This is a genomic window from Microbacterium excoecariae (assembly GCF_011326725.1).
GTDB lineage: Bacteria > Actinomycetota > Actinomycetes > Actinomycetales > Microbacteriaceae > Microbacterium > Microbacterium excoecariae.
This window is the reverse complement of record NZ_JAANCO010000001.1, coordinates 800669-825765: the sequence shown is the minus strand read 5'-3', so window position 1 is coordinate 825765 and position 25097 is coordinate 800669. Positions and strand designations below refer to the sequence as shown.

Below are 25097 nucleotides of genomic sequence, written 5' to 3'. Positions count from 1 at the left end.
GAACACCATGGCCACCGAAACACCCGTCTGGCCCGACGAGCTGTTCGCCGACCTCGACCGCACGGGCCCCGTGCCCCTGTACTTCCAGATCTCCAGTCGCCTGGAGAGCGCGATCCGCTCAGGCGCGATCCCCGCCGGCGCGCGCCTGGAGAACGAGATCTCCATTGGCCAGCGCCTCGGGCTCTCGCGCCCCACGATCCGGCGCGCGATCCAGGAGGTCGTCGACAAAGGTCTTCTCGTGCGGCGCCGCGGCATCGGCACGCAGGTCGTGCAGGGCCAGGTCACGCGCGAGGTGGAGCTCACGAGCCTCTACGAGGACCTCAAGGGATCCCACCTCCAGCCCGGCACGCGGATCCTCGCGCGCGACCTGCTGGCCGCGCCGGAACCCATCGCGGAGAAGCTCGGCGTCGCCCCGGGCACCCCCGTCGTCCGCCTGCGCCGCCTGCGGACGACCGATGGCACCCCCATGGCCATCCTCGAGAACTTCCTTCCGTCGGAGTTCGACGACATCACCTCGCCCCAGCTCGAGAGCGACGGCCTCTACACGATGCTGCGCGCGCGCGGCGTGACGATCCGCGTCGCGAAACAGCACATCGGCGCCCGCCGCGCGCACGACGACGAGGCCGGCCTGCTTGACATCGACCAGGGCGGGCCGCTGCTCACGATGGAGCGCGTCGCCTACGACGCGTCCGGCGTCGCCGTCGAATACGGGCGCCACGTGTACCGGCCCGACATGTACAGCTTCGAGACGACGCTCGTCGCCAAGTAGCGGCGCACCCCGGCGCGACGATGTAGGCTTTGTCCTGTCATTACGTCGTTTCAAGGGAGAGACATGACCGCACGTCGCCTGGGCATCGGGCTCGTATCCGTCGGGTGGATGGGCCGCCTCCACTCGCGCGCGTATCTCGCCGCGCCCCACCACTTCCCCGACCTCCCGGCGCGCGCCGAGCTCCTCGTCGCCGCGGACCCGGACGCGGGCGGCCGCGCGCACGCGACCGACGTGCTGGGCTACCGCTCAGCGGTCGCGGATTACCGCGAGGTCATGGCGCGGGACGACGTGGACGCCGTGTCGATCTGCGCGCCCAACTTCCTCCACCGCGAGATCGCCCTCGCGGCCATCGCCGCCGGCAAGCCGTTCTGGATCGAGAAGCCCATGGGGCGCAGCGCCGCGGAATCGGGCGAGATCGCCCGCGCGGCCGCCGACCGCGGGCTCGTCACGGCCGTGGGCTTCAACTACCGCCACGCCCCCGCGATCGCCCGCGCCCGCGAGCTCGTCCGCTCCGGCGCCCTCGGGCGCATCACGCACGTGCGCAGCTCGTTCCTCGCGGACTACTCGTCGGATCCGCGGGGCGCCCTGACCTGGCGCTTCCTCACGGAGCGCGCGGGGAGCGGCGTGCTCGGCGACCTCGCCTCGCACGCGGCCGACCTCGTGCAGTTCATCGCGGGGCGCATCGAGCGGGTCTCGGCCGACGTCGAGACCTTCATCGCCGAGCGTCCCCTCCCTTCCGCCGGCGCCGCGAGCCACTTCAGCCGTGGCTCGGCCGACGCGCCCACGGGGCGGGTGGAGAACGAGGACTACGCGGTCCTCCTCGCGCGCCTGTCCGGCGGGGCGATCGCGTCCATCGAGGCCTCGCGGATCGACGTGGGCCCGCGCGCCGAGTACGCGCTCGAGGTGTACGGCACGGCGGGCGCGCTGCGCTGGGACTTCCAGCGAATGAACGAGCTGCAGCTCGCGGACTCGCCCGACGGCTTCCGCACGGTCCTCGCGCGCCCCGGGGACGGCGAGTTCGCACGCTTCCAGCCCGGCGCCGGCACGGCGATGGGCTTCGACGACCTCAAGACGATCGAGGCCGCCCTCTTCCTGCGGTCGGTCGCGGAGGGCCGGCAGCTCGCCCCCTCGGCGGACGACGCGTGGGAGGCCGCGCGCGTGGTCGACGCGGCCCTCGCGAGCGCACGCTCCGGCGCCTGGACCGAGGTCCCCGCAGCCTGAGCGCGACGGGGGCTCGCGGCCGGAGCCCCCGTCGCCCCGGTCAGGCGAGCGCCGCCTCGGCCTCGGCGGCCAGCTCCTCGGCGACGGCCTCCGCGATGCGCACGGGCTCGCGCTCCGGGAGGATCGTGGGATGCACTCCCGCCATCCGCTCGAGGACGCGCACGACCTGGCAGGAGTATCCGAACTCGTTGTCGTACCAGACGTAGAGCACGACGTTCTCGTCGCCCGTCGCGATGGTCGCGAGCCCGTCGACGACGCCCGCTCGCGTGCTCCCCACGAAGTCCGTGGAGACGGCCTCGGGGGATTCGCTGTAGTCGACCTGCTGGCGCAGCGGCGACGTCAGGGCGGTCTGGCGCAGGAACGCACAGATCTCCTCGCGCGTGGTCGCGCGCTCCAGCTCGAGCCCCAGGATCGCGAGGGACACGTTCGGCGTGGGAACGCGGATCGCGCTGCCCGTCAGCTTCCCCGCCAGCTGCGGGAGCGCCTTCGCGACGGCCTTGGCGGCCCCCGTCTCCGTGATGACCATGTTGAGCGCGGCCGAGCGGCCCCGCCGCTCGCCGCTGTGGAAGTTGTCGATGAGGTTCTGGTCGTTCGTGAAGGAGTGCACCGTCTCGACGTGCCCCCGCACGACGCCGAACGCCTGGTCGACGGCCGCGAGGACGGGGGTGATCGCGTTCGTCGTGCACGAGGCGGCCGAGAGGATCCGGTCCTCGGGGGCGATGTCGTCGCCGTTGACGCCGAAGACGATGTTCTTGATCGCGCCCTTCCCGGGGGCGGTCAGCAGCACCCGCGCGACGCCGCGGGAGCGCAGGTGCTGGCCGAGCCCCTCCTCGTCGCGCCAGCGCCCCGTGTTGTCGACGACGATCGCCTCGTCGATCCCGTAGGCCGTGTAGTCGATGCTGGCGGGGTCGTCGGCGTAGATCACCTGGATGAGGGTGCCGTTCGCGAGGATCGTGCCCCGTTCCTCGTCGACGTCGATGGTGCCCTCGAACGCGCCGTGCACCGAGTCTCGACGGAGCAGGCTCGCGCGCTTGCGCAGGTCGCCCTCGCCGCCGCGGCGGACGACGATCGCACGGAGATTGAGCCCCTGCCCCGTGCCCTGGTGGGCGATGAGGATCCGCGCGAGCAGCCGCCCGATGCGCCCGAAGCCGTAGAGGACGACGTCGGTGGGCGCCGACGCGGGCGGTGCCATCACCCCCGCGAGCTCGCCCCGGAGGAACGCGTCGAGGGAGGCGGCGTCGTAGGTCCCGCCGGCCTCGTCGAAGCGGCTCACGAGGCGCGCGACGTCGAGGGAGGCGGGCCCGGGCTGGATCCGCCAGAGCGACTCGAGCACGGCCATCGTCTTTTCCGGCGCGAGCGCCTGCACCCCGAGCCGGCGGGTGAACCGGTGGGCCTTCAGGATCTCGATCGGCGAGAGGTGGAGGAGCCGGCGCCCGAGCACCGACGGCACGATCCCGTCGCGGCGGTAGAGGAGGCCGATCAGCGGGATCATCCGCTCGGCCAGCTCCTCCCGCGCGATCCACTCGGCGCGGCTCTCGTCATACGTGTTGCTCACTCGGCGCGGCTCCTGACGTTGGGCGGGCGTCCTCGCCCGCGTGGCTGGTGGCGAATCGAGCGTATGGTGGCGTGGCAGCGAACTTCCGCGCTTTCCGCCCGCAAGAAGCCCGCTTCTTTCGCTGGGGGCAAGCGCGGCGCGCCGAGGGGCGGATCCGCCCGCTCGGTAAGCTGGGGGAGATTGTCGCCACACGGGCGACGGCCACGATGCTTTCCGGCACCAAGGGGGCGCAATGCGCGACAGCTCGACCGACGACGGGCTCAACGCCACGATCCATCCGGACGGCTCCGCCGTCCTCGTCATTGACGAGACGCCGCGCCAGATCGCCACGAGCCACGCGGAGGACGCGCGTCGCGAGATCGTGCGCCTGACGGCGGAGATCGCCCGCCAGCTCGGCCAGCCCACGCGGGTCATCGTCCGCGAGCCCGATGGTGAATGGCCGCTGATCGTCGACGGCGAGGAGCACGTCGAGTACGCCGCGACCGACGGCGAGCCGCGCCCGGCCGCCGCACGCCCCTACGCGGCGGCGCCGTCGCGCCCCGCGATGACGACGATCGACCCGTCGCCCGCCGCGTCCAAGCCCGCCGCGCCCGTGGAGCCGGACGCCTCGGCGCCGGCGAGCGGATCCGCCCCCCAGGTCTCGAGCCGAGAGTTCGCCGACCGCCGCGCACAGCGCGAGACCTTCCTCACGTCGGACCGCGGCGGGGAGGACTCCGAGGAGCCGGCGACGCGCGGCTTCCGCGGGACGATGACGCGCATGGGGATCCGGATGGCCCCGGGCGCCGCCGAGCGCTCGGAGCGGTCCGACCAGATGGCGGTCGCCCAGCACTGGCCCGGCCCGCGGACGATCGCCGTCGTGAACGGCAAGGGCGGGTCGGGCAAGACGCCGACGACGATCCTCACGGCGGCCGTGTTCGCCCGGTTCGGCGGCGCGGGCGTGCTTGCCTGGGACAACAACCAGACGCGCGGCACCCTCGGATGGCGCACCGAGCAGGGCCCGCACGACGCGACCCTGCACGACATGCTCGAGTCGGCGCCGCACCTGCTCTCGGCCGACGCGCAGGCCGCCGACGTCGCGCAGTTCGTGCACCACCAGCGCCAGGACCGCTTCGACGTCCTGCGCTCGCAGCCGATCGCGCTCGCGGAGGACCAGCGGGTCTCGGCGAAGGAGGTGGACCGGATCCACGCGGTCGCCGCCCGGTACTACCGCCTGATCGTCATGGATTCCGGCAACGACGAGTCGGATCCGCTGTGGCGCCGCATGATCGACCACACGGACCAGCTCGTGGTCGCCACGACGACGCGCGACGAGCACGCCGAGGCCGGCGCGCTGCTGCTCGAGGCGCTCGCCGACCGCGACGAGCGCTCGGCCCAGCTCGCGGCCAACGCGGTCACGGTCGTCAACCAGGCCGACCAGAAGGCGCCCATGAACGAGGTGCGCCGGGTGGTCGACGGCTACCGCAAGCTCACGCGCGACGTCGTGCACATCCCGTTCGACCCCGCGATGATCGACGGCTACCTGCACTACGGCGCGCTCCGCCCGGCGACGCAGCGCGCGTGGCTCGCCGCCACCGCCGCGATCGCCCGGGGCTTCGCGGGCGGCGCGTAAGCCCCGTCCGCCTAAGTCCACAATTCTCCGATAAGTCTCACCGGTTCCCGGTGAGACTTATCGGAGAATTGTGGACTTGGTGGGGCTAGAGGCGCACGAGGCCGGAGACGCGGAGGACGGCCTCGCCCTCCTCCGCCGACGCCTCCAGGTCGACCTCGGCGCGGATCCGCCAGTCGTGGTCGCCGGCCGGGTCGTCGATGGTCTGCTCGACGCGCCAGACGCCGGGCTCCGAGTCGTCGATCGCGCAGAGCCGCGGCGAGCGCGCCGCGGCGCCCGCGAGCATCTCGTCGTGCTGGTCGAAGTAGGCGTCGAGCGCCTCCGGCCATCCCGCGTCGGGGTCGATCGCGACCAACTCGTCGTCACGCTCGAGCGCCGCGAGCTGCACGCGCCGGAACAGCGCGTTGCGCACCAGCACCGTGAACGCGCGCCGGTTCTGCACGACGGACGGGGGCGAGGGCGGCACGACCGGTCCGTCGCCGTCCGGCTGATCGAGGCCGGCCAAGAGCGTCTCCCACTCGTCGACGAGGCTCGAGTCGACCTGCCGCACCATCTCGCCCAGCCACTCGACGATGTCGTCGAGTTCGGGGGTCCGGGCCTCGGAGGGTACTGTCTGCCGGATCGTGCGGAACGCGTCCGACAGGTATCGCAGCACGAGCCCCTCGCTGCGCCCGAGCTGGTACACCTGCACGAAGTCGGCGAAGCTGAGCGCGCGCTCGTACATGTCGCGCACGATACTCTTCGGCGCCAGCTGGAAGTCGCGGACCCACGGCTGCGACGACGCGAACGTCTCGAACGCCTGCGCGAGGAGATCCGCGAGCGGCTTCGGATAGGTGATCTGCTCAAGCAGCTCCATCCGCTCCTCGTACTCGATGCCGTCGCGCTTCATGGCCGCCACGGCCTCGCCGCGCGCCGCGAACTCCTGCTGCCCGAGGATCTGCCGCGGGTCGTCCAGCGTCGCCTCGATGATGCTCACGACGTCGAGCGCATAGTGGCCCGTGCCGACGGATCCGGCGCGGTCCTCCGGATCCAGCAGGTCCAGCGCAGCGAGCGCGAACGGCGACAGGGGCTGGTTGAGCGCGAAGTTGGGCTGCAGGTCGACGAACAGGCGAATCTCCCCCGCCAGCCCCACCTCGACCAGATGCGCGTCGCGCAGCGTGCGGAAGATGGCGAGCGCACGGCGCGCGAGCGCGTACTGCTCGCGGCGCGGCTGGTGGTTGTCGAAGACCAGCGCGCGCACGTTCGCGAAGACGTCGCCGCCGCGCGCGATGACGTTGATGAGCATCGCCGAGGTCATCTGCATCTGGGGCGCGAGGGCCTCGGGATCCGCCTCGATGATCTTCTCGAAGGTCTGCTCGCTCCAGCTCACGAAGCCCTTCGGCGCCTGCTTCTTCTGGACCTTCTTGCGCTTTTTCGGGTCGTCGCCGGCCTTCTTCAGCGCCTGCTCGTTCTCGATCTCGTGCTCGGGCGCGAGGACGAGCACGTTGCCGTACGGGTCGTAGCCCGCCCGGCCGGCGCGCCCGGCGATCTGGTGGAACTCGCGCGCACCGAGGCGCCGCATGCGCGTGCCGTCGTACTTCGACAGGGCGGTGACGAGCACGGTGCGGATCGGCACGTTGATGCCGACGCCGAGGGTGTCCGTGCCGCAGATCACCCGCAGGAGACCGCGCTGCGCGAGCGTCTCGACGAGGCGCCGGTAGCGCGGGAGCATGCCCGCGTGGTGCACGCCGATGCCCGCGCGCACGAGCCGCGACAGGGTCTTGCCGAAGTTCGTCGTGAACCGGAAGTCGCCGAGCGCCTCCGCGATGGCGTCGCGCTGCGCGCGGGTCGCGACCTGAATGCTCGCGAGCGCCTGGGCCCGCTCCATGGCCTGCGCCTGGCTGAAGTGCACGATGTAGACGGGGACTTCCGCCGCCTCAAGGAGGCCCTCGACGACCTCGTGCGAGGGGCGCTTTTCGTACGTGAAGTGCAGCGGGACGGGTCGCTCGGCGCCCGCGACGAGCGCCGTCCGGCGGCCCGTGCGCCGGGAGAGGTCGGACTCGATCGCCCTCGTGTCCCCCAGCGTCGCCGACATTAAGAGGAACTGGGCGCGGGTCAGCAGCAGGAGCGGGATCTGCCAGGCCCAGCCCCGCTGCGGGTCCCCGTAGTAGTGGAACTCGTCCATGACGACCTGGTCGACGTCGGCCGCCGCCCCCTCCCGCAGCGCGAGGTTGGCGAGGATCTCGGCCGTGCAGCACACGATCGGCGCGTCGGGATTGACGGAGGAATCCCCCGTCACCATGCCCACGTTCTCGGCCCCGAACGCCTCGACGAGCGCGAAGAACTTCTCGCTGACGAGCGCCTTGATCGGCGCCGTGTAGTACGTGCGCCCGCCGCGCCCGAGCGCGATCGCGTGCGCGGCGAGCGCCACGAGGGACTTCCCCGTCCCCGTCGGCGTCGCAAGGATCACGTTCGCCGACTGCACGAGCTCCATGACGGCCTCGTCCTGCGCGGGATACAGCTCGATCCCCCGCTCGAGCGTCCACTCCAGGAACGCGTCGTAGAGGGCGTCGGGGTCGGATCCGGCGGAGCGGGCGGCGTCGAGGAGCGAAGGCATCCCCTCGAGTCTGCCCGATCCGCCTGGGCGCCGGGCACCAGGCCGCGGCGCGGGGCCTGGCGCGGTTACGCTCGGGGGATGGCCGAGTACCCCGCGACGATCGCGCGGCGCGTGGATCACGAGATCGAGATCAAGCGCTCGCGCTTCCTCGCGCACCTCGTGCCGGTGTCCTCCGTCGACGACGCGGACGCGGCGATCGCCGGGATCCGCAAGGAATTCTGGGACGCCCGCCACAACTGCGTCGCGATGGTGACGGGGGTCTCGGGCGACCAAGCGCGCTCCTCGGACGACGGCGAGCCGTCGGGGACGGCGGGCGTGCCGATGCTCGAGGTGCTCCGGCGCCGCGGCATGACCGACGTCGTCGCGGTCGTCACGCGCTATTTCGGCGGCGTGAAGCTGGGCGCCGGCGGGCTCGTACGGGCGTATGGGAACGCCGTGTCGGAGGCCCTCGACCGCGCGCAGCTCGTGCGCCGCCGCGCGCTCACCCACGCGGTGATCGAGGCCCCGCACGCCGACGCGGGGCGGATCGAGAACCTCCTGCGCGAGTGGGCGTCCGCGCGCGACGCGGTGCTCGCGGATCCGGAGTACGGCCAGGCGGCCCGGCTCGGCGTGTGGGCGCCGCCCGACCAGCTCGCGCCCCTCGCGGCCGATGTCGCGGCGTGGAGCTCGGGCGCGCTCGGCGTCGAGGCCGGCGAGACGGCGATCGTCGACGTCGCGGAACCGCGCGCGGGCCGCGCCGCGGGCGCCTGACCCGCGGCGCGGCCCGTCTGCGAAAGACCCGGGTCAGCGCGAGGCGGACACCAGCCCCGCCCTCGCGCCGTCCTTCGCGTTCAGCCGCAGGAACACGAACGACACGATGAGCGCCGCGACCGTGATCGCGCCCCAGATCCCCGCGACCGCCCAGGCCGCGCCCGCGATGACGAGCAGCGGCACGAACGTGACCGCGGTGATCTCGACCGGGAGCACGGGGAGGTAGGCGACCGAGAAGTCCTCCAGCGTCCGCGACTTGAGCTTCGGATCCGCGATGCGCAGCAGGGCGATGCCCGTCGCGACGGCGCCGGTCGACCAGCCCCACGTGAAGATCTGACGCTCGAACCAGCCCTCGCCCAGCACGCGCGGCGCCAGGACGAGGCCGAGGAAGAGGCACAGCGCGAGGCCGACGACGAAGAGGATCGTGAGCGCCAGCCACTGGTCGGCCACGAGGCTCGGGACGACCGAGGCGATGCCGCACACCATGAGCAGGTCGGTCGCTGTGCCGGACAGCGAGTTGATCGAGTCCTGGTCGATGAAGCGCGACGCCCGCGCCGCGGAGAACAGGCCGCGCACGATGAGGCCCACGACGAACGCGATCGTGAACAGCGGGAACGCGACAGCGGGGATCCACTGGCCGAGGAGCGTGTTGAGGCCATACGCGCCCGCGGCGACGGCCGCGACGAGCCCGATCTGGAAGGTGAGCGACTCGATCGTGCCGCCCGAGAACAGGTGGTTGCCGATCGGCTGCGTCCCCTTGCCATCGACGATGTCGAGGACGCCGGTGCGGAGGTCCTTGGGGATGTCCTTCGTCCCCGCATAGGCGCGGGCGTGGCCGCGCGTGGCACCCACCTTCGTCTGGATGATGCCGCCGACGACGCCGACGAGCAGCCCCACGGTCGCCGACGTGAAGGCGATCGATGCCGCCTCCGGGTAGCCCGCGTCGCCGAGCGCCGAGCCCACGGCGGCGGCGGATCCGAACCCTCCGGCCCAGCCCGCGAAGAGCATGATGCCGAGGTAGTCGGGCGAGCCGAGGAGCGGGCCGAGGACGAGGAGGACGAGCACCATGGCGACGGCGACCTGCGCCGCGTACATCAGCACGCCGTAGGCCGCGAAGCTGCCGACCGAGCGGCCGATCTTCGTCAGGTTGAAGTCGCTCGTGAGCGCCATGCAGGCGAACACGGCGGCGATGAGGACGGATCCGTACGTGCCGAGCTGGTCCGAGAACGGCAGCCAGCCGAGCACGTTCGGGCCGAGGACCAGGCCGAGCACGCCGGCGATCACGCCGGCGGGGATCATCATGTCCTGCAGGGGCTTGAAGGTGGCGCGCAGGAGCGTGCCGATCGCGAGGAGAGCGCCGATGAGGCCGGCGTCGACAAGCAGGGACCAGGGGGAGAATTCCATCCGGGGTTCCTTTCGGGAGGGGAGGTCAGGAGATGCCGACCCCGCGGGCCCAGTCCTGGAGGGCGCGGGTGACGGGAGAGAGCAGGCCGAGCGGATCGCCCGGCGACGTGCGGACGGTCAGCGGGTAGTTGGCGGGCGCGCCGGCGATCGGGACGAACGTGACGCCGTGCCAGTCGCCGAGGCCGACCGTTTGCGGGACGAGCGTGACCCCGCCGCCGGCGGCGACCAGGCCGAGCATCGCCTGCTCGCTGGACAGGTAGGAGGCGACCCGCATGGGGGCGCCCGCCTGGAGGAAGGTGCTGGCCATGAGGTCGAACGCGATCGGCGCCACCTCCCGGCGGAAGGTGATGATCGGCTCGCGCACGATCTCGTCGATCGTCGCCTCCTCGCGGGACGCCAGCGGGTGGCCGGACGCGACGGCGACGACGAATCGCTCGCGGAACGCCACGCGCTCCTCCTCGCGGTCGTCGCCGAAATCGCGCACGAGGCACACGTCGATGTCGCCGTTGTCGAGGGCCCGCAGGAGCGGGGCGCTGTATCCGTCGGAGACGACGACCGCGAAGTCCTCGAGCGCGCCGAGCGCGCTCGTGACGAGGTGGGGGAACGCCGAGCTCGCCGCGCCCAGGCGGATCCGCGGCTTCGCGTCGCCCGCCTTCGCGGCCGCCACGAGCTGCGGCAGCGACTCGGCGCGCCGACGCATCTCGACGGCCTCCGGGAAGAGCGCGACCGCCGCGGGGGTGGGCGTCACCTCGCGCCCGCCGCGGTCGAAGAGCTGCGCTCCCAGCTGGCGCTCGAGGGCCGCGATCGCCTGGGATACCGGGGACTGCTTCAGGTCCAGCACCTGGGCGGCCTTCGTGAAGCTCCGCTCCGTGTACACCGCCACGAAGCACCGCAGCTGCTTGAGGGTGATCTCGCTCATCGACATGGCGGCGCTCAGGCGAAGCGCGCGGGCGAGAACGCGCTGAGGTCGTGCACCTGGGGCGCCCCGGTGGCGAACGCGGCGAGCGCGGATCCGTACGCGGGGATGAGCTTGAATCCGTGGCCCGAAAACGCCGTGCCGACCACGGTGCGCTCGCTCACGCGCCCGAGGATGGGGCGCTTGTCCGCCGTGAAGATGTCGCAGTGCAGGGACTCGCGCGCGATGTGCGGCGGGAGGCCCGCGACCAGGCGGTGCACGTCGCGGGCGATGCGGTGACGGTCCTCGGGCGCGAGCTCGCGCGGGAGCTCGGAGCGATCGGCGATGGTGCCGAAGCGGGCGTCGTATCCGGCCTTGACGAGGGATCCGTCGAGCGTCGGCGCGCCGAAGATGTGGACGTCGCCCTGGTCGCGGATGAACGCGGGGAAGACGTCGGGGGCGAAGTCGGCGGGGTTCTCGGGGCAGAACCAGGTCAGCGCGATCGGCAGGATCTGCATGTGGGGCGCGAGGTCCGGCAGGAGCCCGCCGGAGGTGATGCCGGACGTGACGACCACCTTGTCCGCGCGGAGCTCCTCCCCCGAGGCGAGGCGGACCCGCACGCCGCGTGCGTCCTCGTCGATGGCCGCCACGCGCTGATTGCCACGCAGGTCGGCGCCCGCGAGGCGGGCCCGGCGCTGAATCTCCGAGATCGCCGCCTCGGGGCGCAGCACGCCGCCGAGGAGGTCGAGGACGCCGATCTCGTCGGTCAGGTCGCTGTGCTGCGGGTAGCGGCGGCGGAGCTCCTCCGTGTCGAGCACCTCGTGCGCCAGCCCGGCGTGCGCGAGCGAGCCCTGCACCTGCTCCATCTGCGGCGCGGCCGCGGATCCGATCGACAGCACGCCCGTCTCGTGAAACAGTCGGCGCCCGCCCGCCTGCTCGAGCTCGAGCCACGCGTCGCGCGACTCCAGCAGGAGCGGCACGTACTCGGCACCCTCGTGGTAGGCGGCGCGGAACAGGCGCGATTCGCCCGAGTAGGCCCCGCGCGTGTGGATCAGGTCGTCGGCCTCCAGGCCGATGACGGCGAGGCCCTCCTCGGCGAGCTTCGCGGCGGCGAAGGATCCGGCGCCGCCCAGGCCGATGACGATGACAGTTTCAGGCATGAGAGCACCTTAGGGAGGGTTCCGCGCGCATTGCAAGACAGTTAACGTATACGAAACACAAGCAGTGAGACGTTAACTAAATGAGCGCGGAGCGCCCGCGCAGCCGGAGGACCCCATGGAGACCACCCCGACCGCCCTCGTCACCGGCGCCTCGCGCGGCATCGGGCGGGCCATCGCCGCCACCCTGGCGCCCACGCACCGCGTGCTCATCGGCGCGCGCACCCGGGAGGCCGCCGCCGACGCGCTGCGCGCGATCCCCGGGTCCGCGCCGTTCATCGCCGACCTCGCCGACGAGGACGAGCTGGCGCGGGCCGTCGCGGCCGCGGGGATCGAGCGCCTCGACGTGCTCGTGCACAGCGCCGGCGTGGCGGACGAGCGCCCGTTCGCCGAGTTTACGCGCCAGGACTGGCGAGACTCGTTCGAGACCAACGTGTTCGCGGTCGCCGACCTCACCTCGCGCCTCCTGCCGGCGCTGACCGCTGCCCGCGGCACGATCGTCATGATCAACTCGGGCTCGGGGCTCATGAGCTACCCGCACGGATCCGTCTACACGGGCACGAAGTTCGCGCTCCGCACCCTCGCCGACTGCCTCCGCGAGGAGCTCCGCGCCGACGGCGTGCGGGTCACGTCCCTGCACCCCGGCTTCGTGAAGACCGACATGGGAGAGCGCCTGCGCGAAGAGGCCGGGCGCGCGGGCGGCGGCACGGACACCTATCTGGATCCACAGGAGCTCGCGGACGCCGTGCGATACGCGATCTCGGCACCGACCAACGCGCAGGTCGAGACGATCGTGCTGCGCCCCCACCTCCCCGCACCCCCGCGGCGCTGACGGCGCGTGGGACGCGAAGAGGCCCGGATCCGCGAGCGTCTGCGGATCCGGGCCTCTGTCCAGGAAATGCCCGGCGCGTCACGCGACGGTGTACGACGTCATCCAACCTGATCCCCCACCACACATCTGATCCTTGAAAACACGCACCTCTCCCCCGCCCATCTGCCATTCGAATCGTCAAACAACTTGATCCTGTGCGAGCCCGGTGTCCCGCACTGCTCTTATGCGTCGAGACGACCGTGTGCATCGGCCGATAGTAGAGACGTCACGACGCGAGAAGAAGGGAAGTTCATGCACGCAATGATGGTCAGGAATGTCAGGGCCTTTGCGCACAACCGGGCCGCATGGCGCGTTGTCGTTCACGGGGAGGGGCAAGGGCGCAAAGAGCATCTCATCTACGACGGGCCGCAGACTATGACGTCAACGCCGCAAGCTCTCATGCTGACAGCGCTGGCGACCCTTGGCGTAACCGCTGTGGGCGACGTCGTCGACCAGGGCGACGGAAGCTATTGGGTCGCCGTGGCTCCGTCAGCGTGAGACACGCCACCCGTTCGAAAGACGAGACGTCGCCTCGGGCAGCTGATCGAGCGGTCGGCATCGGTAGTGGAACATGGACTCTTCCCATGCGGCTGGGTCCTGCTCGAACACAGAGAAGTCGAGTTCCTCGACAGCCGACCGCACCTCATCCGCTTCGAGATGTGCAGCCATCTCGGCGAAGACATCCGCGCCGAGCTTGTCAGACTCGGGCGCCGAGAGCACGATCTTCGTGAGCCCGTCGTCATCGACAGGGTCCAGCAGCCTTCGCTCCCTCAAAGCGAGGACGACAGCATGCAACTCTCGAGGCTCGAGCGAGGGGAGGATGGCTTCGAGGTCAGGCACGGCGATCGACACCTTCTCCACCCTGCCGACAAGATTTTCGATCTCACCTCGACGGACGATGATGCTCAGAACTTCGCGATGCCGCCTCGGAACACGGCTGAGGGCTTCAAGCAGGGCGTTGACGCACCTCGTGTCCATCCACCGGGTTCGGCACGCCATCGAGCAATTTCCCAGAGCACATCAGTCGTTCCTGACCTGGTCGGGAAACCTACCTCCTGGAAGGACCACACCGAGGCGATGTCGGTCCTCGTCTCTATGGTTTCCCTATCCCGTCGGCGCACTTGTTGGCGGAGTCATGAGGTTCCCAGTGGAACCACAGAAGGAAGGGCAGTTGATGGTCAGAGGATATGGTCAGTGCACCGCGCCCGTACTCGGGCACGTCCGAGGCGGAGGAGCGGACTGCCCTGTACACGGAGGCAGCCGCGGGTACCAGTACGCCGCTCCCCCGCGTCCCGCGTACGTCCCTCCTGCTCCCACGCCTCCCGCGTATCGCTCGGTGAGCGCCAGCGGAACATCTCGAAGGCCGCGCTGGTCACCGCCATCGTCGACTGTCTCGTACACCTCGCAGCAGGTTCGCGACCTCGAGCCAGTACGTCGTGCGGTCATCGCCCGAACGCAGGCACACGACGTATTCCTCTGCCACGCGTGGCCTGACCGCAGGGCTGACGCGCAAGACCTATACGACCTCCTCGTTGACGAGGATGTAACCGTATGGTTCAGTGAAGTAACACTCCGGCCGGGTACGGACATGCGCGTCGCCATCGACAGGGGGCTGGTCAGCTCACGAATGGGTATCGTCCTGGTGACTCCGGCGATGCTCGAGAAGCTTTCGACGGACCGAAGCGTTGCCAGCAACGAGCTGAGCGCATTGCTACGCAGGAACCTCTTGGTGCCGGTCATGCACGGTGTCTCCTTTGAGGAGCTCGATCAGGTGAGCCCCACGCTTGCGTCGCGAGGAGGCTTCAGCACGGTGGAGGATTCCATTGAGGACATCGCTGTGAAAATCGCTGAGCTCGTGAGCGAGCTCCACGACGAGGAGGCGGACGAGCTGAGCATGAACGGGGTGGATCGCTGACCAGCAGCTTTCAAGACGCGTAGTCAACCGACATCCACTCAGCTGGACTCACACGACACCTGGATTAAGGTTCGATGTCCGCATCATGCGCAGGAGCCGTGGCATCTATCAAACGTATAGATTCGCTCAATTGAATTGCATGAGCTGATTCAATCAGCGAGGTTGCGTGTCCCCGCACCTCGAACCAGGTTCTAGTTGCCGGGGTCCTCGTAGGGGTCGATGAACACGAACTCCGACAGCCGCCCCGACGTTCCAGAGTCGGTGACGCTTCTTGGGGCAGCGAGAGTACTGCAATCGAGCCGTGTCCCAGGTCTACGAGATGCTCGATGAGCTCCCCGGCGGCGCGGGGGTCCGGGGCGACGTACGGCACATTGGGGGTTGACGGCTCGTCCATCTGACCGACGAGGCCCAGAGGGACGCGTGACGCGACCTGGCGGATCGTTCGCGGGTCCACGTTCGGAGCGACTACGGCGATGGCGGCTGTGCGCAGGTCCGTCATCAGCGTGAGAGAGCGATAGTTTGCTTCATCCGGCTGGTCGCCGGAAGCGAGCGACATGACCTCGCACCCTTGGCACCAGCGTTCTCCTCGAACGCGCCCGCCATGTGAGCGTAGAAGGGCGAGCGCGTGCGCCGCAGGAACGGGCCGAGGATCGCGGACGATGTGGAGGTCATGCTCCGAGCGATCTGGATCGGCACGAAATCAAACTGCTCGATGGCGTGCCGAACCCGGTGGATGGTCTCTGCACTCACGCCACCTTGACCGAGAACCGCGCGGGACGCCGTCGGCTTCGACACCCCTTCGAGTGCCGCGACATCACGAGTCGTGCTGTTCTTCCGGCTCCGCTTGGTTCCCACCTCGGGCGGCTTCGCGCCCATGTAACCATCTTTCCGTTGTCTGGAACCACCAGCCGAAGACGAAGATGACGACGGTGGGCAAGCACACTGCCGACAGGAACACGATGGCTCGGAAAGCCGACTCTCGCTTGAACCGGCACTGCATGAGCAACGCCAGCTCGGGGCACCGCTTGACGACGTACCCCTGAGCGGTTAAGCTCTAAACCAACACGACATTCCCGCTTCTCGGTGAGAGGCGGGTTTGTTCTTTCTACGGGCAGTTCATGGGTAGCGGTACGGTGTCACGTGATGACCGTTGACAGCACCTACGCCAAGCCGTTCCTCACAGTCCCCCAGCAGATCCGTCGCATGCGACAGCGCGGCATGGACTGCGGCGGTGACAACGACGCGTCTCACATCCTGCAGAGGTATGGCTATTACCGGCTCTCAGGCTACTCGTATCCCTACCGCCGGCGTCCGGTCCCACCGGAAGACCTCCACGATGACAAAGGTCGCGAGATTCGACTTGACGATTTCGAATCGGGTACCACGCTCGCTCACGTCGCGGCGATGTACGAGTTCGACCACGAGCTTCGAACTCGAATCAGTGATGCACTCAGTTCACTCGAGGTGTCCTTCCGATTCTTCATCGGTCACCGCCTGGGGAAGATGGACCGCTTCGCACATCGGAAGCCTCATCTCTTGGATGCAATGCACCCCACAACGCCGCCCGCACCCACCAACCGATACGCCGAGTGGATCGAAGAGTACGACCGGCACGAAACCCGAGCCAAAGATGCGTTCGTCCAGCACTTCCGCGAGACCTACGGAAACCACCTTCCCATCTGGGTCGCGACGGAGGTCATGGGCTTCGGCGTCCTCAGTAATCTCTTCATCCTGATGCCCGACACCGACCAGGAGATCCTCGCAGCCCGCTTTCAGATCTACGCGAAATCGGGCCGCGGCGACTCAGGCGCCCTAAGCAACTGGCTCAACAACCTGCGCAACATCCGAAATATCTGCGCCCACTACGGACGACTCTGGAATCGCACGTTCGACGTGCTCATCGACACCCCGGGACACGAGCTCTCTTCAGCGACCGACACAGATACTGCACCCACTCACATCAGCCAGCTACTCGACAGAACCGTCAGCAACAAGCTCTATGGCGTGCTCATCATCATGAGACATCTCACGCTGAGCACCGACCCGGCTTCGGACAAGGTGATCGCCTTGCTCGAGTACATCACTGCTTCCGCAGACGAGCTCGGGTTCGACCTAGCGGAACTTGGGGTGCCAGCCGACTGGTCGACCCAGCCTGTGTGGCAGAGGAACTTCCGGCTACCGGGCGAACCCATGCTCGCCGCCTCAATGCTTGACAGAGCGGCCTGTATGAGCAGCTCGGAAGTGAAGGCCATGCTCAACGACACGCCGGACGGCAAGAAGCCCAGTGAACTACTCAAGACGTACCGCCACTTCAACACAGTCGTCGAGATTCCGTTGGCCGGCGTGAACTACTTCCCCGAGTTCCAGTTCAGGGACGGCGCCGTCATCGACGCCCTCGCAGAGATCAACAAGCGCTTCATCGACGAGCACAGTCATCACGACCACCTCGTTGTCCACTCTGCGCTTCTCCACTGGTGGCAAGCGCCGCAGGACACACTGCCGCTGAACAATCAGGGTGAACCGGGATCTCCGTCCGAGTTGCTCGACGAAGTGGACGAAGAAGAGTTCGACCGGATCATCAACCAGACCGGCGCGACGGAGTCCTTGACCCTCTGACCGCATCGACGCACGCAACCATGGTCCGCCGTGTGTCCTCGTCCGTGCTGACCCAACGCGAAAGCTCCGGGAGCCTGACCCGCTTTTCCGGACACCAACTTTGAGGCGATGATCGTCTCGGAAGGAGTCCGTGAGATGCCTGCTGCCCACCCGCCGGAGTTCCGGCGTCGTGCCCTCGATCTCGTTGCCCAGGGCAACCCTGTCGCGCAGACCGCGCGTGACCTCGGGATCAGCGAGTCGTGCCTTCGGAACTGGATGCACCGTGGCGCGGTCTACTCCGGCCGCAAGGCCGGGGTCACGACCGATGAGCATAAGGAACTCGTCGAGCTGCGCCGCCGGAACCGGGTGCTGGAGATGGAGATCGAGATCCTCAAGCGCGCGTCGGCGTACTTCGCGAGGGAGAACGTGCTCCCAAAATAGGGTTCCGGCTGGTCCAGGAGCTCGCCGCCGACGGTGTTCCCGTCGCGGTGGCCTGCCGGTTCCTGAACGTCTCGACCTCCGGCTACTACGACTGGGCGAGCCGACCGCCCTCACCGCGTGCTGTCGCTGACGCGGAGCTGACGACAACGATCCGTCGGATTCACGCCGACTCGAGAGCGACATATGGTGCCCCACGCGTGCTCGCCGAGCTGCGGCTCGGCGTCGGCGTGCACGTCGGCCGGAAACGCGTCGCCCGGTTGATGCGGTTGGGCGGCTCGTGGGCGTCTCGCACCGTCGGAAGCGACGCGGGTGGAAGCCAGACACGGCCACGCACGAGGACCTCGTGAAGCGGCAGTTCCGTGCCGACGCGCCCAACCGGCTGTGGTTCTGCGACATCACGCAGCACCGCGCGAATGACGGATGGGTCCACTGCGCGGCCGTGATCGACGCGTTCAGTCGCCGGATCGTGGGGTGGTCGATCTCGGACCGGATCACTGCGGAGATCGTCGCCGACGCGCTAGAGATGGCCCGCTGGCGACGACGGCCCGAACCTGGGACCGTGGTCCACGCGGGCCGAGGAGCGCAATACACGTCCTGGCTGTTCGGGCACAGGCTCCGCCAAGCCGGGCTCCTCGGATCGATGGGCAGAGTCGCATCCAGCGTCGATAATGCGCTCATTGAGTCGTTCTGATCGACCATGCAACGCGAGCTCCTCGACCGCTCCGCCTGGACCTCACGAGCCGAACATCTCACCCCGCTGACGCGCGCTCAGGCATGTCAGACATCGGCTCTGATCGAGACTCGTCCACGCCGTCTGCCACGCGGCATCGGCGCGCTCGGGCCGCGACAGTGCGCTGGCGCTCGGGCCCCCGCGTACGAAGCCGGGGCATCGCGCTATCGCTACTCACTGGACAGCCGCTCCAGCACCGGTGTGAACACTCCGAACTCGGGACGGGGAGTAAAGGCATCCATCCGCCATATCCCCGACTCGTATCGCCCAGGGCTCGGCTCGTCTACAAGGTTGAGCGCGATGAGCTTGCTCAAGTCGCGACGCAGGAGGCGATCAGAGGTTCCGTCGTACATCTCCGATACCGTCGGGTTCAGATAGCGGATCTCCTTGCGGGTGAGCTCCGCACCGTCTGGCATTGCAAGTACCACCGCCCGGCGACGCCGGGCAGTGTCGGTGGACGGCTCCGTCTGAAAACGTTCATGTACGTAGTTGACCCAGGCAACAACACGCTGATGCGCCTGCACGGTGCGAATTTGCTCGCGAAGCTGATCCCGGAAGCCGAGCGCACTATATGCGACGAACCCCGCGACATCGTCGCGTCGCGAGGCCGCGTCCAGCTTCTCGTAATAGCGGCCGCGAGTTCGGTTGTAGTAGTCGGAAAGCAGATTGGTGCTGACGTAGGGAACTAGTCCACAGTGTGCCAGAATCGCACACTCGAGCAGGCGGGCAGTGCGGCCGTTCCCGTCGCCGAACGGGTGGATCCAAGCCAGATAGAGATGTGCCAAAGTCGCAGCGAAGAACACGAGGAAGAACGCCTGGTCGGGGGCGCTGCTCTGTTTGCTCGCAGCGTCGTCCAAGATGCTATTGATCCACGTGCACAACCTGTCCATTAGAAACGGGACGTCCTCGGCGGGAGCGCCTCGGTAGTTGCCCACCACAATCGGTATGTTGCGATACTCACCGGGGTTTACATGATCGGCGACATCTAGGCTCGCCATCAGCTCTTGATGCTTTCCGAGAATCCACTCGGGCGAGAGACGGAATGTCCCATCCGACTCCCAGACCTCCCGACGCACGCTGGTCAGGGCATCGAGAACGTTGCGCACCTCTTGCTCGAGATACTGCTGAGACTCGGGGAGCCGCCTGTTGTTATCCAAGATGTCGTTGACTTCGTCTTCGCTCAGAGTGTTGCCCTCGATCGCCGCCGACGCAAGGGCTCCACGACGCATGTAGATGCGAGCGAGGTCTAGTGCAACGCCCGGCTGAAGCGGGGCGCCAATCAGATGTTGACACTTGGAGAAGGACTCGCCCAGGTGTGCCCATACGACCTCGCTTAGTGCGTTTGTCTGAAAGTCAAACGTAATCCAAGGATGCGAGGTCTCGTGACGACGAGCGGTGGCTGGCATCCCCGAAGTCTAGCTAAAACGGGTCTGTTTTGTCCAAGACAGTGTCCAACCCCGTGTCCTGGTCTACGCAGGACGGCGACGGCGGGCCGGAGTACGCGGAATGCCGAATGCAGCAGATCCGCGCGGCCTCGAAGGCCCCAAGCCCCGACCCAGCGCAGAGCGCCCTCGACGCTGCCGGATCAGTAGATGCGAAGCGCGCTGCAACGTCTACATGCTGCTCCACGGATTCGCTCAGTCGATGTCGTCGCGAAACACGATCTCCAGGACGAGTTGCCTATCCGAGTCGGGCAAGAGCTGTACCTGTCCGAGAAGTAGGGTCGCGGCCAGGTCGCTGGGAAGGACTGATTGCAACGTCTTCCAATGGGCGGTCATAGCCTGACGAAGCGCGGGGAACCAGCGATCCGACGCCGTCTGGCGTACGCCATCGAGGATGAACTGAAGATGGTGCGCCGCGGTCCAGGACATGGTCAGGGTCGCGCGAATGAAGTTGGCAAGGTTGTCCACTGCGTCTTGTTCCGCGCCAGCGATCGCCGTGACGTACTGGGCGCCCACCGATGCCCATTCCTGCATCATGTCGGGTTCGTTGGCGCATCGTTCCATGCCGAGAACGACGATCTCGATCTTGCTTCCAGCGGCCGTGGGCCCGCTGTGAACGATAGCCTGCCCCACACCGCCGGGCGCGCGGCCAATTGCCGCTGCCAACTCCCACGAGCTCTTTCGGAACCGAACTCCTACGATGTGCGCGCGGATCAAGGCCGCGTCGACCACGTCTGCCTGCGCATCGGTGAGCTGGCGGTGAGCGCGCATGTACTCCACGAGTGCCGGAGTGCCAAATGAAGCGACGCCGAAGACGCTTGCAATCTGTCGCGTGGCGGCATCATCACACCACAGGGGGACGTCGGCTTCGGCGGCGCGACGGATTGCTTCGGACCACACTCCGAGAACGTCCGCGAACCGTTCCGTAGGAAGTGTGAGCTCTGGCGGTTCGGTGCGTTCGACGAGGCGGAGGCGAACGGTGAGTCTTGCGCTCAGTCGCTGGCGCTCCGAAGTCTCGTCTTCAGGTATGAGCATGACACTCGGACCGTGATCGACGGTGCTCGGGATGAAGATGTCGCCAGCCCGGTTAAGCTCTAGCCCGGCATCTTTCGCGTCGCGAAGCTGACCGTACGTGCCTAGAAGACGCTTGGGGATGCGACTGAGCATGTCCGCGAAGTCGTCGTCGATACTTGCGAGCGTGAGTGCCGCTGTGGTGTCGAGGGCGACCCCGCGCGAGCGTGCAAGCTCTACGACTGAGAAGTCCAGTGGTCTCTCGTCGGAGCTTCCCGCGAAGCGTGCCATGTGACGGCTCTTTATGAGGATCTCGCTCAGACCGCGTCGCGAGAAGTGTCCGATCAATCCGATCGGCAACGTGCCGTTGCGCATGTGGGCGTCTAGGTCGTTGGTGAGGCGAGGTCCACCCGCAGCCCTGTCGATCGCCGCGAGCAACTCGTTCGGACTATCTCCCTCCGCCGTCACGGCCCAGATCAGGCGGGGACGATCGGGAAAGTCCGCGTGGTACTCATCCGCAAAGTCGAGTAACTGCACGTCTGAGTCGCGGTACTCAATCGGCGCAATCATCAACGCGCCGACTGCCAGCCGTCGCACCTGCTCGTCGGACGAGAACCGATGGCTCAGGCTGAGAACCTCGCTCACCTGTGCCATCTCCGTGCCGAATCGCTGGAAGAGATGCAGCCACAGCGACGCCTGACCGGCGTCCTGCGGGACACGACACGCCGGATGCGCTTTCCACTCCTTGAACGCCTGAAGGTCATCGGCGGCATGGTTGTATGCGAAGACCAACGCCCAGGCAGCATCAGCGGCGTCCGGGTCGATGCGCAGCAGAGCCCGCGCCGGCGATATGACTTCCTCCCACCGGCGAGCCTGGTACATCGCCTGAATCTGAAGTCGAAGAGCGCGCACACGCGCTCCCCAGTCCTCGCCGCCTGCAATGATCGCCCGCTGTGCGCGGTCTACAGCCTTCTCGTGGTCGCCGGCAGCCAGCTGATACTGCGACGCCCGGAACCACTCATCAGGGTCGCCCCAACGGCGCGCTGACTGCTCTGCCAGGCGGAGAGCATCGTCGTCCCGACTATGCTTGGCGTAATACTGGCCCAGAGCACGTGCGAGCCGCGGATTGTCCAACGCGGAAGAAGACACGCGCGACTCCGCGCCGGGTTGTTCGCGAAAGAGTGCCGCGATGCTGTCGATTTCCTCGCAGAGCTGCGCGTTGAGGGGGCGCATGATCTCCACGAAGGGATGCACTATGCCGCGGACAGCGAGGAGATAGCAGATCCCCGCCTTCTCGTTCCAGTCCTCGGTGGCATCCACGGCTTCGGTCCATAGTCGGGCCGCCTTGTCGTCATCCTCTTCGAGTTCAGCCTCACGTGCAGCCAGCTGCAGGAGCATAGATTTTGAGGCGGTCTCGCTCATCAGAGCGTGTGCGCTGGACAGTTGGCCCGTGTTGAGGAGCGCGAACGCCGAGGCGTTGCGGACGCTCGCATGCGCTGCCTCAGCGGCAGTCGCCTCGCCTTCCGGCGCAGTGGTGAACAACGCCTTCGCACGATCGCTGTCTTGTAACAGCATGGACGCTTCAATTGCGAGGACGACAGCCTCGGCGCTCGGAACGCCCGTGCGTCGTTGAGTGTCTCGGATGGCGATCGCGAGACGCCTCGCCGCTGACAGGTCTTCGGTTTGAGTATGAAGTTCACCCACCAAGGAGCGAGCAATGAGGGCACGCACGCCGATCTCACCTGCGCCGAGGAACCCGTCCCCTTCAAACGCGTCTACTGAGAATTCGACGGCCTCGTCGAACCGCCGCGCCTCGAACAACTGCTGCGCACGCAGCGTGGACGCGAGGGCGCGTTGCATCTCGGTCTGCGGTTGCCACGCCGCCAAACGATTCTCGCGCTCGGCGAGATCGTTCTCGGCTAAGATCGCTTCGATCAGGGGATGTTCGCGATCGTTGGCAAGCAGATCGAGTGCTTCCGGCTCTGAACGATCGATCCCCACAATCTGCACAAGCCAATACGCGCGCGGAGTGACGCCGCCGGCGATCGCACGTTCGATCCAGGCGCGCGCCAGAGCTTGTTTCCCACTCGCGAGCGCCAGAAGTCCGAGCCATCCGTCTACTGCTTCGCTCTCCTCGAGCCAAGCCGGGCGTGCGCGCAGCCAATCTTGAAGTGTCTCGGCACGCGCGTGAGGCTCTGCGAGCGCTCGAAGCATCCGGAGCAGCGCATGCTCACCGATTCCTCGCTCGAGCGTGCGCGCGTCGTACGCCAGCGCTGACGGGAAGCGGGCGAAGAGCGAATCCGCTGATTCCTTACCCTGCTCAGCTATCTCGGCGATCGGAACCATAACCAACTCGTGCACCAAAGCCTGAGAGTCGGCAGCGCTCAGCTCGCGAGCCGTCGCGACGCGCAGAAGCGGAAGCAAGAACACACTCGCAGCTCCTTCCAACCCGTCGCATCTAATCTCGTCGAGGACGCTTCTGGCGGACGCGCTTGCCGGCCCATTGCTCTTGCATGCCGCCATCACATCAGAGCTGAGAAGTGCGCCCCGAAGTAGCTTTCGCGGAACCCTCACGCCCAGCTCTTTCGCTGCAGAAGCCGCACTCCTCGCGATGCGCCATTCGAGTGTCAGCTTCTTCCCGAGACTGAGAGCAGCAGAAGTTGCGACCTTCCCCCCGGCGGAGATTGCCGCCCCGGATATTGGATCAATCACCGTTGCCTCCCCGGGTTGAGCCTATGGCCATCATCGGACAGCGCTGGCCGACTCGGCGATCGCTGACTGCACTCACCGTAGACCCGGCCAGAGTGTGTGCTTCAGTCCGAACTCAAGCAGCGCAATCGTGCGCATGTCTGGCCACACTTCGCCCGACAAAATCGAGCGCAACGTCTGATTGTTAACATTGCAGCGCGCAGCCACCGACCGCACGCTCTCCCCGTCGATCGCCCTTTGAAGCGCCATGACGAAGGACCCAGCGACAGCGCCTGACGGGTCACTGGTCTCACCGTGAGGCCACGGTGAGACCAGTTCGTTGGGCCGGAGGCGCGGAGTCCTAGGCACGACCCACGCCACTTATTTTGACGCGGTGCCAACTCGCCTGACGCTGTGCCAGTTCCAATGGTTCTGTGCCAGATAGATTGCGGATCTACACGCGGCTAGAAGTCCCAGTCCTCGTCCTCGGTGGACACGGCCTTGCCGATGACGTACGACGAGCCCGACCCCGAGAAGAAGTCGTGGTTCTCGTCGGCGTTTGGCGAGAGCGCGGAGAGGATCGCGGGGTTCACGTCCGTGACACTCGAGGGGAACATGGCCTCGTAGCCGAGGTTCATGAGCGCCTTGTTGGCGTTGTAGTGCAGGAACTTCTTGACGTCCTCGGTCAGCCCGACGCCGTCATAGAGGTCCTGCGTGTACTGCACCTCGTTGTCGTAGAGCTCGTACAGCAGCGAGAACGTGTAGTCCTTGAGCTCGTCGCGCTGCGCCTGGTCGACCTGCTCCAGCCCCTTCTGGTACTTGTAACCGATGTAGTACCCGTGCACGGCCTCGTCGCGGATGATGAGGCGGATCAGGTCGGCCGTGTTCGTGAGCTTCGCGTGGCTCGACCAGTACATCGGGAGGTAGAACCCGGAGTAGAACAGGAAGCTCTCGAGCAGGGTCGAGGCGACCTTGCGCTTGAGCGGCTCGTCGCCCCGGTAGTACTCCATGACGATCTGGGCCTTCTTCTGCAGGTTCTCGTTCTCCACGGACCAGCGGAAGGCGGCGTCGATGTCGGGGGTGTTACTGAGCGTCGAGAAGATCGACGAGTAGCTCTTGGCGTGCACCGACTCCATGAACGCGATGTTCGTGTAGACGGCCTCCTCGTGCGGGGTCGTCGCGTCGGGGATCAGCGACACGGCGCCGACCGTCGCCTGCACGGTGTCGAGCAGGGTCAGGCCCGTGAACACGCGCATCGTGAGGCGCTGCTCCTCCTCGGTGAGCGTGTTCCACGACTGGACGTCGTTCGACAGCGGCACCTTCTCGGGCAGCCAGAAGTTACTCGTGAGGCGATTCCACACCTCGACGTCCTTGTCGTCCTGGATACGGTTCCAGTTGATCGCCTGGACGTGATCCAGGAGCTGAAGCTTTTCAGTCATCGCGTGAAGTTC

The 25097-nt window shown here is 67.6% G+C and carries 21 protein-coding genes; 10 read left to right on the top strand and 11 right to left on the bottom strand.

Annotated elements, in window-relative coordinates; all coding sequences use genetic code 11:
• The first annotated feature begins 7 nt into the window (after nt 1-7).
• Together G8E01_RS03625 and G8E01_RS03620 are read left to right on the top strand one after the other, a co-directional pair.
• Nucleotides 8-769: a GntR family transcriptional regulator gene (locus tag G8E01_RS03625; RefSeq protein ID WP_166315987.1), complete on the top strand. Its 762-nt coding sequence runs from the start codon at nt 8-10 to the stop codon at nt 767-769.
• Nucleotides 770-832: 63 nt separating this feature from the next.
• Nucleotides 833-1990 (top strand): Gfo/Idh/MocA family protein, encoded by a 1158-nt coding sequence (locus G8E01_RS03620; RefSeq protein WP_166315984.1) that lies wholly within the window; start codon nt 833-835, stop codon nt 1988-1990.
• A gap of 40 nt (nt 1991-2030) precedes the next feature.
• Here the strand turns inward: G8E01_RS03620 and G8E01_RS03615 are convergent, their stop codons facing one another.
• Complete coding sequence (locus G8E01_RS03615) at nt 2031-3545, bottom strand: glyceraldehyde-3-phosphate dehydrogenase (RefSeq protein WP_338100732.1); 1515 nt, start codon at nt 3543-3545, stop codon at nt 2031-2033.
• Between the two features lie 232 nt (nt 3546-3777).
• Between G8E01_RS03615 and G8E01_RS03610 the strand changes: the two genes are divergently transcribed.
• A complete protein-coding gene (locus G8E01_RS03610; protein WP_166315978.1) occupies nt 3778-5154 on the top strand; it encodes a MinD/ParA family ATP-binding protein in 1377 nt (458 codons plus the stop codon).
• Nucleotides 5155-5239: 85 nt separating this feature from the next.
• On the opposite strand, the gene G8E01_RS03605 is transcribed toward G8E01_RS03610, so the two are convergent.
• Nucleotides 5240-7747, bottom strand: coding sequence for a DEAD/DEAH box helicase (locus G8E01_RS03605; RefSeq protein ID WP_166315975.1), 2508 nt, complete (start codon nt 7745-7747; stop codon nt 5240-5242).
• 78 nt (nt 7748-7825) lie between these two features.
• Here G8E01_RS03605 and G8E01_RS03600 point away from each other — a divergent pair, with 78 nt between their 5' ends.
• The gene (locus tag G8E01_RS03600; protein WP_166315972.1) at nt 7826-8497 is read left to right on the top strand and encodes a YigZ family protein; all 672 of its coding nucleotides are present in this window, start codon (nt 7826-7828) and stop codon (nt 8495-8497) included.
• A 33-nt stretch (nt 8498-8530) separates the two neighbouring features.
• Here G8E01_RS03600 and G8E01_RS03595 read toward each other — a convergent pair whose 3' ends face one another.
• From G8E01_RS03595 to solA, 3 genes are read right to left on the bottom strand one after another with little or no spacing between them, the layout of a single operon-like run.
• Nucleotides 8531-9901, bottom strand: a complete 1371-nt coding sequence (locus G8E01_RS03595; protein ID WP_166315969.1) for a sodium/glutamate symporter — start codon at nt 9899-9901, stop codon at nt 8531-8533.
• A 25-nt stretch (nt 9902-9926) separates the two neighbouring features.
• Nucleotides 9927-10820: a LysR family transcriptional regulator gene (locus tag G8E01_RS03590; RefSeq protein ID WP_166315966.1), complete on the bottom strand. Its 894-nt coding sequence runs from the start codon at nt 10818-10820 to the stop codon at nt 9927-9929.
• A gap of 14 nt (nt 10821-10834) precedes the next feature.
• Nucleotides 10835-11956 (bottom strand): N-methyl-L-tryptophan oxidase, encoded by a 1122-nt coding sequence (solA, locus tag G8E01_RS03585; protein ID WP_166315963.1) that lies wholly within the window; start codon nt 11954-11956, stop codon nt 10835-10837.
• A gap of 115 nt (nt 11957-12071) precedes the next feature.
• Between solA and G8E01_RS03580 the strand changes: the two genes are divergently transcribed.
• Nucleotides 12072-12785 (top strand): SDR family oxidoreductase, encoded by a 714-nt coding sequence (locus G8E01_RS03580; protein WP_166315960.1) that lies wholly within the window; start codon nt 12072-12074, stop codon nt 12783-12785.
• A gap of 528 nt (nt 12786-13313) precedes the next feature.
• On the opposite strand, the gene G8E01_RS03575 is transcribed toward G8E01_RS03580, so the two are convergent.
• Entirely contained in the window at nt 13314-13802 is a 489-nt protein-coding gene (locus G8E01_RS03575) for a hypothetical protein (RefSeq protein ID WP_166315957.1), read from the bottom strand.
• Between G8E01_RS03575 and G8E01_RS03570 the strand changes: the two genes are divergently transcribed.
• Nucleotides 13723-14739: a toll/interleukin-1 receptor domain-containing protein gene (locus tag G8E01_RS03570; RefSeq protein ID WP_338100731.1), complete on the top strand. Its 1017-nt coding sequence runs from the start codon at nt 13723-13725 to the stop codon at nt 14737-14739. The two genes, G8E01_RS03575 and G8E01_RS03570, sit on opposite strands and share 80 nt — an antisense overlap.
• A gap of 64 nt (nt 14740-14803) precedes the next feature.
• Here the strand turns inward: G8E01_RS03570 and G8E01_RS13115 are convergent, their stop codons facing one another.
• On the bottom strand, nt 14804-15295 hold the full coding sequence (locus G8E01_RS13115) for a LacI family DNA-binding transcriptional regulator (RefSeq protein ID WP_166315951.1): 492 nt from the start codon (nt 15293-15295) through the stop codon (nt 14804-14806).
• Nucleotides 15238-15615 (bottom strand): LacI family DNA-binding transcriptional regulator, encoded by a 378-nt coding sequence (locus G8E01_RS03560; RefSeq protein ID WP_166315948.1) that lies wholly within the window; start codon nt 15613-15615, stop codon nt 15238-15240. The genes G8E01_RS13115 and G8E01_RS03560 overlap by 58 nt, the downstream gene beginning before the upstream one ends.
• Nucleotides 15616-15882: 267 nt before the next feature.
• Between G8E01_RS03560 and G8E01_RS03555 the strand changes: the two genes are divergently transcribed.
• From G8E01_RS03555 to G8E01_RS03540, 4 genes are all read left to right on the top strand, one after another.
• Nucleotides 15883-17355 carry an Abi family protein gene (locus G8E01_RS03555; protein WP_166315945.1) on the top strand — a complete coding sequence of 491 codons (1473 nt, stop codon included), beginning with the start codon at nt 15883-15885 and terminating at the stop codon, nt 17353-17355.
• A gap of 135 nt (nt 17356-17490) precedes the next feature.
• Nucleotides 17491-17775, top strand: coding sequence for a transposase (locus G8E01_RS03550; protein WP_166315942.1), 285 nt, complete (start codon nt 17491-17493; stop codon nt 17773-17775).
• 47 nt (nt 17776-17822) lie between these two features.
• Nucleotides 17823-18122, top strand: a complete 300-nt coding sequence (locus G8E01_RS13110; protein ID WP_166315939.1) for an IS3 family transposase — start codon at nt 17823-17825, stop codon at nt 18120-18122.
• Nucleotides 18119-18466 (top strand): DDE-type integrase/transposase/recombinase, encoded by a 348-nt coding sequence (locus tag G8E01_RS03540; protein WP_166315936.1) that lies wholly within the window; start codon nt 18119-18121, stop codon nt 18464-18466. Before G8E01_RS13110 ends, G8E01_RS03540 begins: the two co-directional genes overlap by 4 nt.
• A gap of 209 nt (nt 18467-18675) precedes the next feature.
• Here the strand turns inward: G8E01_RS03540 and G8E01_RS03535 are convergent, their stop codons facing one another.
• The 3 genes from G8E01_RS03535 to nrdF all read right to left on the bottom strand — a co-directional run bounded on the left by G8E01_RS03535 (nt 18676) and on the right by nrdF (nt 25085).
• The gene (locus G8E01_RS03535) at nt 18676-19911 is read right to left on the bottom strand and encodes a Fic family protein (RefSeq protein WP_166315933.1); all 1236 of its coding nucleotides are present in this window, start codon (nt 19909-19911) and stop codon (nt 18676-18678) included.
• 231 nt (nt 19912-20142) lie between these two features.
• Nucleotides 20143-23388 (bottom strand): tetratricopeptide repeat protein, encoded by a 3246-nt coding sequence (locus G8E01_RS03530; protein WP_166315930.1) that lies wholly within the window; start codon nt 23386-23388, stop codon nt 20143-20145.
• A 722-nt stretch (nt 23389-24110) separates the two neighbouring features.
• Entirely contained in the window at nt 24111-25085 is a 975-nt protein-coding gene (gene nrdF / locus G8E01_RS03525) for a class 1b ribonucleoside-diphosphate reductase subunit beta (RefSeq protein ID WP_166315927.1), read from the bottom strand.
• Nucleotides 25086-25097: the final 12 nt, after the last annotated feature.